The organism is Sphaerisporangium dianthi (assembly GCF_042654065.1).
Taxonomy (GTDB): Bacteria; Actinomycetota; Actinomycetes; order Streptosporangiales; family Streptosporangiaceae; genus Sphaerisporangium; species Sphaerisporangium dianthi.
Window position 1 is genome coordinate 42,944 of the sequence record NZ_JBHSFP010000040.1, and the last position, 16,380, is coordinate 59,323.

Below are 16,380 nucleotides of genomic sequence, written 5' to 3' on the forward strand. Positions count from 1 at the left end.
GGCCTCGTGACACCGAACCCGCCGTGGCCCTCTGAAGCCCTCTGAGGCCTCCCTCCCCGGCGCGGCCGGCGCCATCCCAGCTCTTCACCTGCCGGGGAGGGACACCCGGCGTCGCCGTTCACCGGTCCGGCACGCCCGGAGCCGTCACATCGCCGATGGGGCGACGAAGCCGGACTCGTAGGCGGCGATGACCGCCTGGGTGCGGTCGCGGGCTCCGAGTTTGGCCAGCACGTTGCCGACGTGGGTCTTGACCGTCTCGCCCCCGACGACCAGCCGGGCGGCGATCTCGGCGTTGGACAGGCCCGTGGCCATCAGGCGCAGGACCTCCTCCTCACGCTCGGTGAGCCGGGCCCGCCGGAGCCGCTCGGCGGCCGGGCCCGCCGAGGCGCCGCCACCGCGCGCGCCGGCCAGGCGGCGGATCGCCGCCGGGAACACCAGCGACTCCCCGCGCACGACCAGCCGGATCGCCTCCACCACCTCCGCCGGGCGGGTGCGCTTGAGTACGAACCCGCTGGCGCCGGCCCGCAGGGCGTCGTACACGTGGTCATCGTTCTCGAAGGTGGTGATGACCAGGACGCGCGGCGGCGTGCCCGACGCCGCGAGCAGCCGCCGGGTGGCCTCGATGCCGTCGATGGCGGGCATGCGCACGTCCATCAGCAGCACATCCGGCCGGGTGCGGGCCACCATCGCCATCACCTCGGTCCCGTCGGCGGCCTCGCCCACCACCTCGAGGTCGGGCTGCGCTCCGATGATCACCCGCAGCCCGACCCGGATCAGCTCCTCGTCGTCGACGACGCCCACGCGGATCGTCACGCTCCCGAGCCCTCCTCTGACACCGCCCCGGCCTCCCCCGCACCCGAACGCCCCGGATTCCCACCCACCGGCCGACGCCCCGTCCCCTGCCCCTCCGCGCTCACCGGCCGGCGTCCCGCCTTCCGACCCGCCACCGCCGGGAGCCGGACCGAGACGCGCCAGTGGCCGGACTCCCGGCCCGCCGTCATCGTGCCGCCGAGGAGGGTGACGCGCTCGCGGATGCCCGCGAGCCCCCTGCCGCCGGTCTCCCGGGAGCGCCGCCCGGTGACGGGATTGGCCACCTCGATCGCCAGCGTGCGGCCGTCGGCAGCGACGTTCAGCGCGACGGGGACCGGGCCCGCGTGCCGGAGCACGTTGGTGAGACATTCCTGGACGATGCGGTACCCCTCCCGCGACACCGGTTCGGGCAGGTCCGCCAGCGAGCCTTCGAACCGGGTGCCGACCTGCACACCGATTCCCCGCGATTGGGCGAGCAACCCGTCCAGATCCGCCATCCTCGGCCACGACGACGGCTCCGGCTCGCGCAGCATGCCGAGGACGCGGTCGAGGTCCTCGGTGGCGGCGCGGCCGGTTTCCTCGATCGCGATCAGTGCCTGCCGCGCGAAGGCCGGATCGGTGTCCAGCAGGTGGAGCGCGGCACTGGCCTGCAGCATCGTCACGGTGAGCGCGTGCCCGATGGAGTCGTGCAGCTCGCGGGCCAGCCGGTTGCGCTCGGCGAGCTTCGCCGCCCGCTCCTCCAGCGCCGCGATGCGCTCGGCCGCCGAGGGTCCGAGGAGCACGGGCGCCATGACCGCCGCGAGCGCACCGAGCCCCGCCACGGCGTACACGACGCCCACCAGCATGGCGACGCCGACCAGCAGGAGCAGGCCTGTGCCCGGCTGGTCCAGCGGCGCGAGCCACGGCAGGTTCAGCGGGCCGCCGGCCATGCCCGCCCACCGGGCGACGAAGATCACCCCGCTGACCAGGGGGACGAGGATCAACGCCCCGACGAGCCCGCCCACGGCGAGGTGGACGGCGAACCACAGGGCCGCCCGTGACCGGGTCTCCCAGGCGGCTCGCCCCTGTTCGGCCGTCTCGGGCGGGTCGGGTAGGTCGACTCCCAGCAGGGAACGCGCGGCGACGATCTCGAGCGCTCTGGTGCCGCGCAGGAACGGCGGCACCACGCCGACCACGACCGTCAGGGCCAGCACGAACGCCGGCACCCCGCGCGGCACGCCGGCCACGGCGAAGTTCTGTGCCATCAGCCCCGCCACCAGCAGATACGGCAACAGCAACACCCCGCCGAGCAGCAGATGCACCGCACGACGGTAAGTCGCCCCACTGACCAGCGGTCCCGCCGCCATCCGCACCCGCACATCGCCATTCTGCCCGCTGAACGCCAACGCTCCGCGGGCGCAAGGGGGAGCGCCGCCGACCGGCTGCGAACAGCGGCTCGCGCCGGGCGGCGGTCAGGCGGGGTGGGCCTCTATGTAGGAGACGGCGGGCATGGGGAGGTCGAAGGTCACGGTCACCGCGCCGTTCTCGGGGTGGGCGGAGGTCGGGGGGTGGAGTTGGTCGAGGGTGTCGTGGGCGTGGAGGGCGGGCCACTGGGCGGGGGACGGCCAGTCGGCGCCGCCCATGGCGGTCCAGACGGCCTCGATGTTGGAGTGGTCCTCGTCGATGCGGTGGTGGGTCAGGACATACGGGCCGTCGGCGAGGCCGGTGAGGGTGAGGGTGACGTCGCGGCCCAGGAGCGGGGCGCCGCCGGCCTTGGTGTGGTCCAGGGTGCCGTTCCACACCAGCACGCCGACCCGGCCGTCGTCGTGCCGGGCCGCCCACGTCTCGACGCCGCCCGCGTCGCCGGTGACCTCCACGGCGAGCTCGTGGTCGCCGAGCCGCTGGGCCAGGACCAGGGCGAGGTAGCGGGGCTTGCGCAGGTTCCCGACCGTGAGCAGGCCGAAGCCGCCGTGGAACAGGCGGGGCGGCCGGCCCAGCTCCTCGAAGTGGTCCGAGGCCACCCAGTGGGACAGCGCCTCGACGCGTCCGGCCGCCGACCGCATCCCGTGCAGGACGAACGCCGCGCCGAACGGGCCGTCGCCGACGCCGTGGAAGTGGGTGGGCGTCGGGCCCCACTCGGTCCACCAGATCGGCGTGCCCTCCTTGCCGTGCCCGGCCAGGACCGGACGCCAGTCCAGGGGCGCGTTGCCGTAGGTGTGGGTGGAGACGAAGTCGAGCGCCGCGCCGGACCGCGCGGTGTGGGCGATGAGCTCCTCGACCCAGCCGTTGGCGGCGCTGGCCGGGCCGCCCACGCGCAGGCCGGGGTGCACGCTCTTCACCGCCGCCGCGGTGACGTCGTACAGCCGGAAGTACTCCTGCGGCGTGCCGCTCCAGAACACCTCCAGGTTGGCCTCGTTCCACACCTCGAAGGACCAGTGCTCGACCAGCTCGCGCAGCCCGTAACGGTCCGCGAGATGGCGCACCAGGTCGTGCACCAGGTCGCCCCAGCGGTCGTAGTCCTTGGGCGGCGAGATGATCGCCCGGTAGTCGAACACGGTCCTGGCGGGGTCGGCGGCCAGGTCGCGCGGCATGAAGCCGAGCTCGACGACCGGCCGCAGGCCGAGGCCGGTCACGGCGTCGTAGACCCGGTCGACGCCGCTGAAGTCGTGGACGGGCGCGCCGTCCACCTCGCGGTACACCCCGAGGTCGTCGCCGAGGATGGCGTGCGCGCGCACGGCGCGCACGCCCAGTTCCTCGTGCGCGAGGCGCAGCGCCTCGGTGAGCTCGGCGCCGATGGGACGCCCGCCGGTCTCCTGCGTGCTGAGCAGGTGCGACAGGTGCTCCGAGCCGATCATCTCCCGCCAGGGCCGGGGCAGTGGCCGGGTGACGCGGGCGGCGTCGACGCGGACGGCGACGGCCGCCCGGTCGCCCTCCACGTCGCCGGCCTCGCGCGAAGCCGCCGCGACGGGGGCCGAGAACGCGCCGAGGACGTCGGTCGAGCCGAGGGCCGCCACGACGTAGTGGGCGGCGCGGCCCGGCGTCGCCGCCGTGTCGACGTAGCGGGTGGCGGGCACGCCGGCGACGTCCACGTGGGCGGGCTTGGTCTCGGCGAAGGGCCCGTCCGGGCCGTCGCCCCGGTGGACGACGTAGCCGATCGCGCCCTCCACCGGTTCCCACTCCAGTGTGACGTGCCCGGCGCCCGCGGACGCCCGCAGCCCGCGCGGTGCGGCCGGCGCCGCGGGTGCGACGCCGGCGACCGCGCCCGCGTCGCCCGAAGCGCGGTAGATGCGCTCTCGCCAGTCGGTGCGGGCGGAGTCGGTCATATCGCTTCTCCCCGATCGGTGGTGGTTCGCTGGACTTCGATGGGTCAGCGCATCCGCGCGTCCCACTCCTCCACGCCGAGGACGGGCTTGAGGCGCCGTTCCGCCCCGCCCCTGGTGAAGTAGCGGCGCAGGGCGTCGTCCGCGAGGGCGTTGCCGAGGGCGCCCATGATCATGCCTTGGTCGAGGGCCAGGTACTCCTTGGCGACCCTGCCGCTGCGCACCGCCACCGCGTCGTAGAAGCCGCCGGGACCGTAGGAGTCGAAGCCGGCCCGCAGCCGCGCGAGGTTGTCCAGCGCCTTGTCCCCCGCGTAGCGCAGCGCGAGGAAGGAGGCGTGCGGCGTCACCACGCCGTCCCCGTAGTCGCCGGGTTCGGGCTTGGCGGGACGGCAGTCGCCGAACCCCGGGTCGGTGGAGGTGCGCTCCTCGTCCGAGGTGTAGCCGTCGGTGTCCATGCCGAGCGGGTCCACCCCGTACTCGCGGTAGCCTCCGGCCGGGTCGTCGGACGGCGAGAAACCCCAGTAGCCGTACTTCGCCTCGTTCAGGCCGTGCTCGATCTGCGCGGCGACGTGGACGGGGTGGTTGCGGCCCCAGCTGCGGGCGCCCCAGCGTTCCTCGGGGACGACCAGGTTCGCCATCAGGGCCTCGAACATGCTCCCGCCCCAGGTCGGGACGTAACGCATGCCGCGGTATCCGTAGGTGCCCTCGAAGACCTTGATGCCCTGGTGCGTCCGCCAGGCCCCCTGGGGTCTCTGGTCGGCCCAGCCCCAGTCGCAGGTGTCGGGGAAGGTGCGCCAGAGGCCGAAGTAGTGGGTGGCGGGCACCTGGCCGAGCGCGATGGCGACGTAGCTGACGATGCGCGTCTCGGACATGGCGCCGTAGCGGTGACAGGTGGAGTACACCGTCGTGCCGGTGTGCGCGTAGTCGGTCTCCTGGGAGCAGCCGTCCGGCTTCTCCGGCCAGTAACCGCCGGTCATCAGCCCGGTACCGGCGTCGGGCCTCGCCTCCGGGTCGTAGAAGGCGGTGAAGTCCATCCGCGACAGCAGGGCGCCGGCCTTGGCGGCCTGCTCGGGGACGGCGTCGCGGACCATCGTCAGCGCGACGGCCAGCCAGGCGTTGTCCACGCTGGACACGAAGGGCCGCACGGGGTCGCCGGTGTCGGGCCAGGCGCGCACCACCTGAAGCGTCGCCGGGTCGTACCAGTTGTAGTACAGCCCGGTGGCGGCGTCGTGGTCGAGCCGGCCGAGCGCGTCGAGCACCCGGCCGACGCGGGCGGCGGCCTGGCGGCGGCCGGCCAGGCCCAGCTCGCGGGCGGACAGCGTGCTCCACAGGTAGGTGCCGGCATTGGTGGGCGAGGTCACCTTGGCCCGGACCGACAGGTCGCCGGACACCTTGTCGGCCGGCAGGCCGGTGCCGGGGTCCACCATGGCCGTCATGGACCGCCAGGTGTCGGCGGCGTACCGCCGGAGCACCGCCGTCCGCGAGCCGGCCGAGACGGAGACGGCGGACACGGAAGACGGGGCGGACACGGCGGACGCGACGGAGACGGCCGACGCGGCGGGCGTGGCCGCGGCCGCCGGCGCCGTCCCGGCGGCCAGGGCGAGTGCGCAGGCGAGGGCGAGTGTGCGAGCGGGGACTGTCTTGCGCATGGGCACCTCAGATCGCTCGAATGCTTCGGTGGGGGGTCATCTGAGCCCGGCCGTGGCCACGCCCTGGACGAAGTAGCGCTGGAGGAAGACGAACAGCAGCAGGACCGGCGCGATGACGACGATCACCCCGGCGAGCAGCAGCCCGTAGTGCACGGTCTCCCGGCCCGACAGGCTCGCGAGCGCGACGGGCAGGGTGTACATCTCCTTGCGCTGGGCGACCACGGCCGGCCAGATGAAGCCGTTCCACGAGGTCATGAAGGTGATCAGGCCGAGCGTCGCGAGCACCGGCTTGCACAGCGGCATCACGACGCGGAAGAAGATCCGGAACTCCCCCGCACCGTCCACGCGGGCCGCGTGCACGAGCTCGTCGGGGATCTCGCCCATGAACTGCCGCATCATGAACACCCCGAGCGGGGTGACCAGCCCGGGAAGGACGATGCCCGCGTAGGTGTCGGCCAGGTTCAGGCTCGCCACCGTCACGAACTGCGGGATGAGCAGCACGATGCCCGGCACCATCATCTGCAGCAGCACCAGGCCGAAGACCACGCGGCCACCGGAGAAGCGCAGCTTGGTGAGCGCGTAGGCGACCATCGAGCAGAACAGCAGGTTGGAGGCGACCACGACGGCCGCGACGACGGCGCTGTTGGCCGTCACCCTGACGACGTCCATCCGCTCGAACAGCGCGGCGTAGTTGTCGGTGATCCACTGGAGGGGCAGGAAGGTGGGCGGGTCGCGGCGCAGCTCGGCGTCGGACTTGAACGAGCCGAACAGCGTCCACAGGAAGGGGCCGGCGACGGCCACCAGCCCGATCGTGAGCGCGGCGTACAGCGCCGCGACGCGTGTTCTCCTCACGGTCACGCTCCTCACCTCCCGGGCCGTAGCCAGCGGAACTGGGCGAACGAGAACGCGGCGATGACGGTGAACAGCACGGTCGCCGCCGCCGCGCCGAAGCCGTAGTCACCCGCCCCGAACTGGTTGAAGATCGCCAGCGAGGCGGAGAGCGTCGAGTCGAGCGGCCCTCCCCTGGTCATCACCAGGGGCTCCTCCAGGAACTGCATGAACCCGGCGGCGCTGTAGACGCCGCAGAAGAGCAGGACCGGGCGCAGCATCGGCAGCGTGATGCGCCGGAACGCGGCGAAGGCGCCGGCGCCGTCCACCTCGGCCGCCTCGTACAGCTCCTTCGGCACGCCCTGCAGCGCGGCGAGGAAGACGACCATGTCGAAGCCGAAGTTGCGCCACGCCGTCATCACGACGAGCGCGGGCAGCGCCGTCCGCTCGTCGAGCAGCCAGGCGGGGCCGTCGACGCCGGCGGACCTGAGCAGGCTGTTGACCAGACCGGCCTGCGGGTCCAGCAGCAGCCGCCAGGCGACGGCGACGCCGATGATGCTCGTGACGTAGGGCAGGTAGTAGCCGAGCCGGAAGAAGGAGCGCAGCCGGGTGACGCCCGAGTTCAGCAGGATGGCCGCGCCCAGGCCCATCGCGATGGTCAGCGGCGTGGTGGTGACGACGAAGAACAGCGTGTTGGTCGCCGCCCTTCGCATCGTCTCGTCCTGGAACAGCCGCTCGAAGTTCGCGAAGCCGACGAAGTTCACCGCGAACGGGTTGCGCACGTCGGTGCTGCGCATGTCGGTGAAGCCCATGGCCAGCCCCGCGAGCAGCGGCAGCGCGTACATCAGGGCGAACACCGCGAGGAACGGCGCGGAGAACAGCCAGGCGTGGGCGGTCTTCCTCGGCGGGTTGGACACCGCCGGTCCGCCGCCGCGGCCCGCGCGCGGGAGGGCGCGCTCGCCGTCGCGCGTGTCCGCTCCGCGCCGGTCGCCGCGCGCCAGCCCGGAGGGGAGGGCGGCCATCACAGGCCAGTGCCGACCGCGTCGGCCCGCGCCTGGACGGCCTTGGCCGCGTCCCGCGGGGTCGACCTGCCGAGGACGACCTTCTCCACCTGCTGGTCGATCACCTTGGAGATCTGGTCCCACGTCGGGAACGGCGGGGGCGTCTTGGCGTCCTTGAGCTGCTCGCCGAACACGGCGACGCGCTCGTCGGCGGTCAGCTCGGGGCGCTGCCAGGCGGCCTGGACGCTCGGCAGGTCCTTGACCGTCTCGAACCAGGCCGCCTGGGTGGCCGGCTCGCTGAGCCACTGGACGAACCTCCAGGCGGCGTCCCTGTTCTTGGACTCCTTGAAGACCACCAGGTCGCTGCCGCCGATGAAGCTCGTGCCGCCCGCGCCGCCCTTGGGGTAGGGGGCGACGTCGAACTTGCCCGCGAAGCCGGGACCTCCGTCCTTCTCCATGGCGGCGATCATCCACGGGCCGGAGAAGTACGCGCCGACCTTGCCCTTGAAGAAGCTCGCGGGGAACGACGCGGGGTCGACCTTGCTGGAGGCCAGGCCCTCCTTGAAGTAGGACTGCTGCTGTGTCAGGGCCTTGACCATCTCGGGGGTGTCGAAGGTCCACCTGCCGTCGGCCCCGATGATGGAGCCGCCCTGCTGCCAGACCAGGGGCAGGATCTCCTGCCAGGAGCCCACGGTGTAGTTGAGGTTCACGCCCTGCGTGGCGCCGGCCCGCTGCAGGCCCTTGGCGAAGGCCTTGGTCTCCTCCCATGTGGCGGGCGGGGTGAGGCCGGCCTTGGCCGCAAGGTCCTTGCGGTAGTACATGACCCGGGTCTCCACGTACCAGGGGACGCCCCAGGCCGTGCCGTTCACCTCCACGGTCTCCCACGCGCTGGGGAAGAACGCGGACTTGTCGATCAGGTTGGCCGGGGTGGGGTCGACCGCGCCGGTCTTGGCCAGCTCGCCCATCCAGGTCGAGCCGATCATGCTGACGTCGGGGGTGGCGCGACCGGCGATCGACGCGGTGATCTTGTCGTGGGCCACGTCCCAGCCGATGGGCGTGACCGTCACCTTCACGCCGGGGTTGGCCTGCTCGAACCGCTTGGCGAACGCGGTGAGCGCCTCGCCCTCCGAGCCCATGGCCCACACCGCGAGGGAGCCGGTCACCGTGGCGGCGGTGTTCACATCCTTGGGCTTCTCGGCGGCGCCGCCCGTCCCGCGCCCGCAGGCGGGGACGACGAGCAGCGTGGCGGCCAGCAGCCCGGTGAGGGCCTTCCTGCCGCGCGCGGCGCCGGCGTCCCGCGCCCCCGTCCTCCTGTACGCCGCCGTCGCGTGCCCCGCCGTAGCGTGTGCCGTGGTCTGGTGTGCCGTGGTCTGGTGTGCCGTCAACTCAGTGACCTCCCTGGGGGGTGCGGCCCGCAACTGCCGCGGATGATCAGCTCGGTGTCGAGGGTGCGGTGGCCCGGTTCGGCTCTCCCGCCGGCGATCAGCCGGTCCAGCGCGCGGGCGGCCTGCGCTCCGAGCTCGCGCATGGGCTGCCGCACGGTGGTCAGCGCGGGCCGGGCGTGGCGGGCGGCCATGATGTCGTCCCATCCCGTCAACGCGACCTCGTGCGGCACCGGCAGCCCGAGGTGCTCTGCGGCCAGGATCGCCCCGAGCGCCACCTCGTCGTCGGAGCAGATCACCGCCTCCGGCCGGCGCCTGCCGCCCAGCAGCCGCAGCGCGGCCTCGTAGCCGGCCTCGACGGTGTACTCGGCCGTCGCCACCGGCTCGACGGCGCCGCCCAGCACGCCGCGCACGCCCTGCCAGCGCTCGTCCACGTCGTCGCCCGTCGCGTACGGCGCGCCGAGGAAGGCGAAGGCGCGGTGGCCATGGCCGAGCAGATGGGCGGCCAGCGCCCGCGCGGGCGCGGCGTTCTCGCTGCGCAGGGTCATCGCGCCCGGCCTGCCGGCGTGCGAGATGAGCACCAGGGGCAGGCCCGAGGCGACCAGTTCGTCCACGACGTCGCCGGGCACGGTGCTGCCGAACACGGCCAGGCCGTCGACCCTCCCGGCCAGCTCGCGCACCAGGTCGCGGACGGCCCCGCGTCCTTTGGTGGACAGGATGACGACCGACCGGCCGAGTTCGGAGGCGACCTCCTCGTAGCCGATGAGCACCTCGGCGAAGTACGGCCCGGAGAGGTTGGGGAAGACGATGCCGTTGGCGGCGTGCCGTCCCTCCGCGAGGCTCACGCCCGCCCGGCTCGGCGTGAAGCGCAGCTCTTCGACGGCGCGCATGACCTTCTCGCGGGTGGCGTCCGCCACCGGCCCGGTCCCCCGCAACGCGCGCGACACCGTGGCGATCGACACGCCCGCCCGCTGCGCGACCTCGTAGATCGTCACGCCGGCCGGCGCCGGGGCGTCTCGCCCGTCCATCAGACCTCCCACGGTGTAAGCGCTTCCACTCGACGAGACGAGAGTAGGGGGAAGCAGGTGAAAGCGCTTACAGTGCCACGGTCAATGCCCACGTCACCGGAAGGTAAACAAATCCGCACAACAAAACGGGCCGGATGTCCGCGCCGCGGATGGCCTCGCCGGCGCGGGCCGCGTGAGACCGTCCGCGTTCCCGCACGTCCCCGCAGTGGGACGAACGCCTCACCTGCGGCGGCCCCGCGGCTTCAGCCGGGCGTTGGGCAGCGGCGGCGCGGGGATGCGCGGGATGGCCGTGCCCTGGACCGTGCCGAAGGCGGCGCCCTCCTCCCATTCCTTGCGGAACCGCTCGATCTCCTCATGGCCGCGGCCGACGAAGTTCCACCACATGACGATCTCCTCCTCGAAGGGCTCGCCGCCGAGCAGCAGCACGCGGCCGGCCCGGCGGGCGGCGAGGACGAGCTCGGAGCGGCCGCAACCGAGGTAGAGCAGGGGCCCGGGCGCGAGGTGCGCCCCGTCCGCGTCGATGTCGCCGGACAGTGCCAGCACCGCGTACTCGAAGTCCGGGCGCAGCGGGAGGGTGATGCTTCCCTGGTCGTCGAACGCCAGCTCGGCGCCCACCAGAGGGCTGTGGACGGTCGCCGGCGAGACCAGACCGGCGAGTTCCCCGGCGATGACGGTCACCGTCACACCGGGCGTGGTCAGCACCGGAAGGACCGCGTGGTGCTCGAAGGCCGGGTCGATGTGGCGGGAGGCGCCGGGAAGGGCCACCCACAGCTGCACGCCGTGGATCACGGCGTCCGCGACCACCGACTCCTCGGCGTGCGAGATCCCGCGGCCGGCCGTCATGAGGTTCAGCCCGCCAGGGCTGATGAGCTGCTCGCTGCCGAGGCTGTCGCGGTGGAGCACCTGGCCCTCCAGGAGCCACGTCACCGTCTGCAGGCCGGTGTGCGGGTGAGGGCCGACGCTCATGGTCGCCGGCTCGGGACCGTAGTCGTCAAGGAAGCACCAGGCGCCGACCATCCGGCGTTCGCGGCCGGGCAGCGTGCGGGCCACCTTCATGCCCCGCGTGCCGCCGAGGACCACCTCTCGCCCGGCCAGCAGCTCGTGCACCGGCCCCTCGGCCCCATCGGCCCGGCCTCCGCACACGGTCTCGCGCGGGTCCTGCTCCAGATTGCTCACCGGGAAACTCTACGACTCATGCCCTGATGTCCGGAATGCCCCGTACGGCGCCGCGTCGTCGGGCGGGCGCCGCGCGGGGGCGGGAGGCTACTCGACCGTGACGCTCTTGGCGAGGTTGCGCGGCTTGTCGACGTCGCGTTCCAGGGCGACCGCGGCGTGGTAGGCGAACAGCTGCAGGGGGATGCCGAGCAGGATGGGATCCAGCTCGACCTCGTTCTTCGGCACCACGATGACGTCCTCGGCGAGCTTGGCGTCGGGGACGCGGTGGCCGATCATCAGCACCTGGCCGCCGCGGGCGCGGATCTCGCCGAGCGTGGTGAGGTTCTTGTCGAGGAGCTCGTCGTCGGGCACGATCGCGACGGTCGGCATGTCGGGGCCGATGAGGGCCAGCGGCCCGTGCTTCAGCTCGCTCGCCGGGTAGGCCTCGGCGTGCACGTACGAGACCTCCTTGAGCTTCTGGGCGCCCTCGCGGGCCACCGGGTAGCCGCGCACCCGGCCGACGAACATCATGCTGGGGTGGGGGGCGTACTTGCGGGCCAGCGCCTCGATGGCCTCGTTCTGCTTGATGATCTCCTGGATCTGGTCGGGCAGCTTCTTCAGGCCCTCGACGATGCGCCGCCCGTCGGCGGGCGACAGATCGTGCACCCGGCCGAAGTGCAGGGCGATGAGCGCGAACGCCACGGCGGTGGAGGTGAAGGCCTTGGTGGAGGCGACCGAGACCTCGGGCCCGGCGTGCAGGTAGACGCCGCCGTCCACCTCGCGGGCGATGGCGCTGCCGACCGCGTTGACGACGCCGAGCACCCGGCCGCCCTTGCGCTTGAGCTCCTGAACGGCGGCCAGGGTGTCGTAGGTCTCCCCCGACTGGCTCACCGCGACGTACAGCGTGTCGTGCTCGACCACCGGGTTGCGGTAGCGGAACTCCGAGGCCGGCTCGGCGTCGGCGGGGACGCGGGCCAGCTCCTCGATGAGCTGGGCGCCGATCTGGCCGGCGTAGTAGGCCGAGCCGCAACCGATGATCTTCACGCGGCGGAACGCGCGGGTCTCGCGGGCGTCGAGGTTGAGGCCGCCAAGGTGGGCGATGTTGAACCGGCCGTCCAGGCGGCCGCTCAGCGTGCGGGCCACCGACTCGGACTGGTCGGAGATCTCCTTGAGCAGGTAGTGCTCGAAGCCGCCGGTGTCGTAGTGGCCGGCGTCCCAGTCGACGGTCAGCGGCTCCTTGGAGGTGGCGCGGGCGTCCATGGTGAAGGTGCGGAACCCGTCGGCCTTGAGCACGGCCAGCTCGCCGTCCTCCAGGTGCACGACCTGGCGCGTGTAGCGGATCAGGGCGGCCACGTCGGAGGCGGCGAACATCTCCTTCTCGCCGATGCCGAGGACGATCGGGCTGCCGTTGCGCGCCACCACGATCTCGCCTGCGCGCTGGGCGTCCAGCACGGCGATGCCGTAGGTGCCGACGATGCTCTTGAGCGCCTTGCGGACCGCCTCCTCCAGGGAGTCGGTGTCCTCGACGGTGCGGGCGATGAGGTGGGCGAGCACCTCGGTGTCGGTCTCGGAGACGAAGACCGCTCCGTCGGCCGTCAGCTTGGCGCGCAGCTCCTCGGCGTTCTCGATGATGCCGTTGTGCACGACCGCGATGCGCTGCGCCGTGTCCAGGTGGGGGTGGGCGTTGACGTCGTTGGGCATGCCGTGGGTGGCCCAGCGGGTGTGGCCGATGCCGAGACCGCCCTTGAACCGCGCGGGCACGGCCGCAGCCAGGTCGGCGACCCTGCCCTTGACCTTGCGCATCTTCAGGCCCTTGTTGCCGACCACCAGACCGGCCGAGTCGTAGCCGCGGTATTCCAGGCGCTGGAGGCCTTCGAGCAGGATCGGCGCCGCGTCCTTCGGCCCGACATAAGCCACGATTCCACACATATAGATCTCCTTGGCGCTAGCCGTAAACGATGCGACGCAGTTGGCGCAGCGACAACTCGGGAGCCGCGACAGGTCGGGAGGAGAGCTCGGCGGCGATGCCGGGGAAGATCTGCTCGTTGGTGAGCCCCCGCGCCTTCATCTCGCCGTGGCGGCGCCGGACGTACTCCTCGACCGGTTCGGAGAAGTACGCGACGACCTCGGCCACCACCCGAGCGGCCTCTCCTGGGCCGAGCGAGGTGGTGCGGATGAGATGCGCGATCAGATCTTCGTGGGACTGCTGCCGTGCCGTTGACACAGGGCAGGACTTTACGCAGGAAATCGACGGCACGCCAAGAATCTTGCCCGATTTCGGGCAACGATACGCACTTGACCCCCTTGATCCAGCCCCATCTCGTCGTGCCGCCCCCCTGGTGCAGGCAGGATTCCGCCCTCACGCACCCACCGCTGTTGCGCGTGGGCCGTGCACGGGGCCCCGGGGACGCGCTAGAGTCATCTCCGTACCCGGAGAGCGGTTGCCCTCCGCGGTCACGCGGACGTGGCTCAGCTGGTAGAGCATCACCTTGCCAAGGTGAGGGTCGCGGGTTCGAATCCCGTCGTCCGCTCGGAAAGATCCTGGTGGAGTGGCCGAGAGGCGAGGCAGCGGCCTGCAAAGCCGCGTACACGGGTTCAAATCCCGTCTCCACCTCGACGGGGTCTCGCACCGCCGGGATCCGGTAAAGTTGTACATGCACCACGCGGGCGTCACCGCCCGAGTGACCATGCGGACGTGGCTCAGCTGGTAGAGCATCACCTTGCCAAGGTGAGGGTCGCGGGTTCGAATCCCGTCGTCCGCTCTGATTCCTCATCGAGGGCGATTAGCTCAGTGGGAGAGCGCTACCTTGACACGGTAGAGGCCACTGGTTCAATCCCAGTATCGCCCACCATGACATGGCCGCCTTACCGGAACGAGTGGCCGGCCGCGCCCGGTTCCGCAGGTCGGCCGAGGTCGCATTCTCGTACAAGCCGTCTTCCATCCGGAAGGCGGCTTGTGGCGTTCCAGCCAGTTCTGCGTCGTGCGCACCCTGGCGCCGCGGAACCAGGCGGCGGTCGTCTGACGACGCGCATGCGCCGCGGCGGGCCGGCGACGGCGAGCGGCGTCGCCGCTCGTGAGGGTGAAGCCGCCGCCCGGGACCCGAGAGGACCTATGGGACGTCGGCCGGCCGCTGGCCGAGGCCGGCGGGTGGTGGGGCGATGGGCCGGACCTCGCGCCTCCGGCCGTCCGGTCCGCGGCGGATCACGTACTCGGCGACGGCCAGCGCGGTGGCGCCGAGCAGCACTTCGCTCACCGTGGAGACCAGGCGGCTGGCCAGCGCCACCACCGCGGCCGCCGGAGCGGGGAGCACCAGGGTCAGCGCGGCCGTCAGCACCGCCTCGCGGACGCCGATGCCGTCGGGGATGAAGACCGCCGCGATGCCGGCCGACGTGGCGAGGGTGAACGCGCCGACGCACAACGCCAGAGAACGTCCCGGCGGGGCGCCCATCGCGATGGCCAGCGGCCACAGGTGCAGCCCGGTGACCACCCACGACAGGCTCTGCCAGGCGACCGCCAGCCGTACCCCGCGCACCGAGACGGACGTGGCCGCCGCGGGCCTGCGCAGCAGTCGCAGCAGCAGCGCCGAGCCCTGGTTGATCAGTTGCGGCCGCACCAGGACGACCACGATCAGCACGGCGGCGCCCGCGAGCCACGCCGCCCGCGCGCCCAGCATCTGCACGCCCGCGAGCAGCCCGACGGTGAACCCGCTGAGCAGCACCAGGCTCATGACCACCGCCGACGCGCTCATCAGCCGCCCGAAGGTGACGCCGTTGGCCGTGGCGACCTTCGTCATGGCGATCAGGCCGGGCACCCTCCCCGGCACGTACTTCGACAGGAAGCCCACGAAGAAGATCCGGACCACGCGCGGCTCGCTGACCGGCGGGCCGATCTCCAGCAGCACGACGCGCCAGGCCAGGAACCCGAACGACAGCCCCAGCGTGCTGGCCAGCAGCGCGCCGGCCAGCAGGAGGCCGATCTGCCCGGTGTCGCGCTGGGCGAACAGGACGGAGACCACGCTCCAGTCCAGCCGGGACAGCGTCAGCACGATCGCGCCCGCGGCGACCAGCGCGAAGGCGGCGATCAACGCCCGTATCAGCGGACGCGGCAGCCGCGGCGGCCGGGGCAGCCTGATCGCCCTCACTCGCGGGCACCGGCCGACGGCACCGGGGACAGGCCGGTCCTGATCGGCTCTCCTCTCCTGCGGCTCAGCTCGTAGGCGACGCGCAGCAGCCCGACGCAGGCGCCGAGGAAGAACGCCGTGTGGAAGCACAGCTGCATCCAGGTCACCCACAGCGCGAACCCGGCGCCCCGATGCCGGCGGGCGAAGGTGATGAACGGGCGGTTGCCGCTCAGGAACATCCCGAACGTCAACGCCGGTACGGCCAGCAGCCAAGGGCTGAGGAACACCAGCGGCAGGGTGAGGAAGGTGGCCGTCGCCGAGGACGAGGAGACCGCGGGCGGTTTGCGGCGCTTGTGCTGGCCCGTCCCGATCATGTTGAGCTGGAAGCCGACCCTGCCCTCGGCGCGCAGCCGCCGCGCCCTGACCATGATCACCGGAAGGGTGGTGGACCGGACGAACCGCTCCGCCAGGCACCCCCAGAAACGGTCCTCGTCGTCGGCCTTGGTGACCACCGAATCGGTCACCACCAGCCGGTAGCGGGACGGGACCCGCGTGCCGAACTCGAAGTCCTCGCCGTCGCGCAGCCGCTCGTCCAGCCGGCCCGCCTCCTCGAAGACGTGCCGCGGGATCAGCGTGCACGACAGGAACGTCGCCGTGGTCTTCCTGCGCTCGTAGTGCTCGCACAGGACCCGGTAGCGCTCCACCGGCCCGTCGTCGTACAGCGGCTCGGCGTCGTAGATGCCCTGGACCATCCCACAGTCCGGCGTCCGCAGGTACAACGCGACCGCGTTGTGGATCGCGTCGGGCGCCAGCGCCGTGTCGGAGTCCACGAAGAACAGCAACGGCGCGGAGCTGCTCGCCACCCCGAGGTTGCGGGCTCCGGCCGGCCCCTGGTTGCGCGGCGGCTCGACGATCGCGCAGGGGAACTCCCGCGCTATCTCGAGCGAGCCGTCGGTGCTGACGTCGTCGACGACGATCACCTCGGCCGGAGCGTACGTCTGCGCGTACACCGATTCCAGGCAGGCCCTGAGGGTCTTCCTCTTGTTGTAGTTCGGCACGATGACCGCGACATCCGGGTGCAAGGCCGTCACGTCAGTCATATCCGTT

At 72.3% G+C, this 16,380-nt stretch carries 13 protein-coding genes and 4 tRNA genes; 4 read left to right on the forward strand and 13 right to left on the reverse strand.

Going from position 1 to position 16,380, the window contains the following annotated elements; translation table 11 throughout:
- Positions 1-144: 144 nt before the first annotated feature.
- The 11 genes from ACFO60_RS35800 to ACFO60_RS35850 form a co-directional block, all read right to left on the reverse strand.
- On the reverse strand, positions 145-813 hold the full coding sequence (locus ACFO60_RS35800; protein ID WP_380850096.1) for a response regulator transcription factor: 669 nt from the start codon (positions 811-813) through the stop codon (positions 145-147).
- Positions 810-2,111: a sensor histidine kinase gene (locus ACFO60_RS35805; protein WP_380850099.1), complete on the reverse strand. Its 1,302-nt coding sequence runs from the start codon at positions 2,109-2,111 to the stop codon at positions 810-812. The genes ACFO60_RS35800 and ACFO60_RS35805 overlap by 4 nt, the downstream gene beginning before the upstream one ends.
- A 150-nt stretch (positions 2,112-2,261) precedes the next feature.
- A complete protein-coding gene (locus ACFO60_RS35810; RefSeq protein ID WP_380850102.1) occupies positions 2,262-4,112 on the reverse strand; it encodes a GH39 family glycosyl hydrolase in 1,851 nt (616 codons plus the stop codon).
- A 44-nt stretch (positions 4,113-4,156) separates the two neighbouring features.
- The gene (locus tag ACFO60_RS35815; RefSeq protein ID WP_380850105.1) at positions 4,157-5,758 is read right to left on the reverse strand and encodes a glucoamylase family protein; all 1,602 of its coding nucleotides are present in this window, start codon (positions 5,756-5,758) and stop codon (positions 4,157-4,159) included.
- Positions 5,759-5,794: 36 nt separating this feature from the next.
- Positions 5,795-6,610, reverse strand: a complete 816-nt coding sequence (locus ACFO60_RS35820) for a carbohydrate ABC transporter permease (RefSeq protein ID WP_380850108.1) — start codon at positions 6,608-6,610, stop codon at positions 5,795-5,797.
- Between the two features lie 11 nt (positions 6,611-6,621).
- Positions 6,622-7,608, reverse strand: a complete 987-nt coding sequence (locus tag ACFO60_RS35825) for a carbohydrate ABC transporter permease (RefSeq protein ID WP_380850111.1) — start codon at positions 7,606-7,608, stop codon at positions 6,622-6,624.
- Positions 7,608-8,972 (reverse strand): extracellular solute-binding protein, encoded by a 1,365-nt coding sequence (locus ACFO60_RS35830; RefSeq protein WP_380850114.1) that lies wholly within the window; start codon positions 8,970-8,972, stop codon positions 7,608-7,610. The genes ACFO60_RS35825 and ACFO60_RS35830 overlap by 1 nt, the downstream gene beginning before the upstream one ends.
- Positions 8,969-9,997, reverse strand: coding sequence for a LacI family DNA-binding transcriptional regulator (locus ACFO60_RS35835; protein WP_380850117.1), 1,029 nt, complete (start codon positions 9,995-9,997; stop codon positions 8,969-8,971). The genes ACFO60_RS35830 and ACFO60_RS35835 overlap by 4 nt, the downstream gene beginning before the upstream one ends.
- 219 nt (positions 9,998-10,216) lie before the next feature.
- Positions 10,217-11,173 (reverse strand): pirin family protein, encoded by a 957-nt coding sequence (locus ACFO60_RS35840; RefSeq protein WP_380850125.1) that lies wholly within the window; start codon positions 11,171-11,173, stop codon positions 10,217-10,219.
- An 87-nt stretch (positions 11,174-11,260) separates the two neighbouring features.
- Positions 11,261-13,081: a glutamine--fructose-6-phosphate transaminase (isomerizing) gene (gene glmS / locus ACFO60_RS35845; RefSeq protein ID WP_380850128.1), complete on the reverse strand. Its 1,821-nt coding sequence runs from the start codon at positions 13,079-13,081 to the stop codon at positions 11,261-11,263.
- Positions 13,082-13,097: 16 nt separating this feature from the next.
- A complete protein-coding gene (locus tag ACFO60_RS35850) occupies positions 13,098-13,376 on the reverse strand; it encodes a hypothetical protein (protein ID WP_380850131.1) in 279 nt (92 codons plus the stop codon).
- Positions 13,377-13,610: 234 nt separating this feature from the next.
- Here ACFO60_RS35850 and ACFO60_RS35855 point away from each other — a divergent pair.
- From ACFO60_RS35855 to ACFO60_RS35870, 4 genes are all read left to right on the forward strand, one after another.
- Positions 13,611-13,683, forward strand: a tRNA-Gly gene (locus ACFO60_RS35855).
- Between the two features lie 12 nt (positions 13,684-13,695).
- Positions 13,696-13,766: transfer RNA gene (locus ACFO60_RS35860), tRNA-Cys, on the forward strand.
- Between the two features lie 75 nt (positions 13,767-13,841).
- A tRNA-Gly gene (locus tag ACFO60_RS35865) sits at positions 13,842-13,914 on the forward strand.
- Positions 13,915-13,929: 15 nt separating this feature from the next.
- Positions 13,930-14,004: transfer RNA gene (locus ACFO60_RS35870), tRNA-Val, on the forward strand.
- A 258-nt stretch (positions 14,005-14,262) separates the two neighbouring features.
- On the opposite strand, the gene ACFO60_RS35875 is transcribed toward ACFO60_RS35870, so the two are convergent.
- Together ACFO60_RS35875 and ACFO60_RS35880 are read right to left on the reverse strand one after the other, a co-directional pair.
- Positions 14,263-15,294 carry a lysylphosphatidylglycerol synthase domain-containing protein gene (locus ACFO60_RS35875; RefSeq protein WP_380850134.1) on the reverse strand — a complete coding sequence of 344 codons (1,032 nt, stop codon included), beginning with the start codon at positions 15,292-15,294 and terminating at the stop codon, positions 14,263-14,265.
- Complete coding sequence (locus tag ACFO60_RS35880) at positions 15,291-16,373, reverse strand: glycosyltransferase family 2 protein (protein ID WP_380850137.1); 1,083 nt, start codon at positions 16,371-16,373, stop codon at positions 15,291-15,293. The genes ACFO60_RS35875 and ACFO60_RS35880 overlap by 4 nt, the downstream gene beginning before the upstream one ends.
- Between the last annotated feature and the right edge of the window lie 7 nt (positions 16,374-16,380).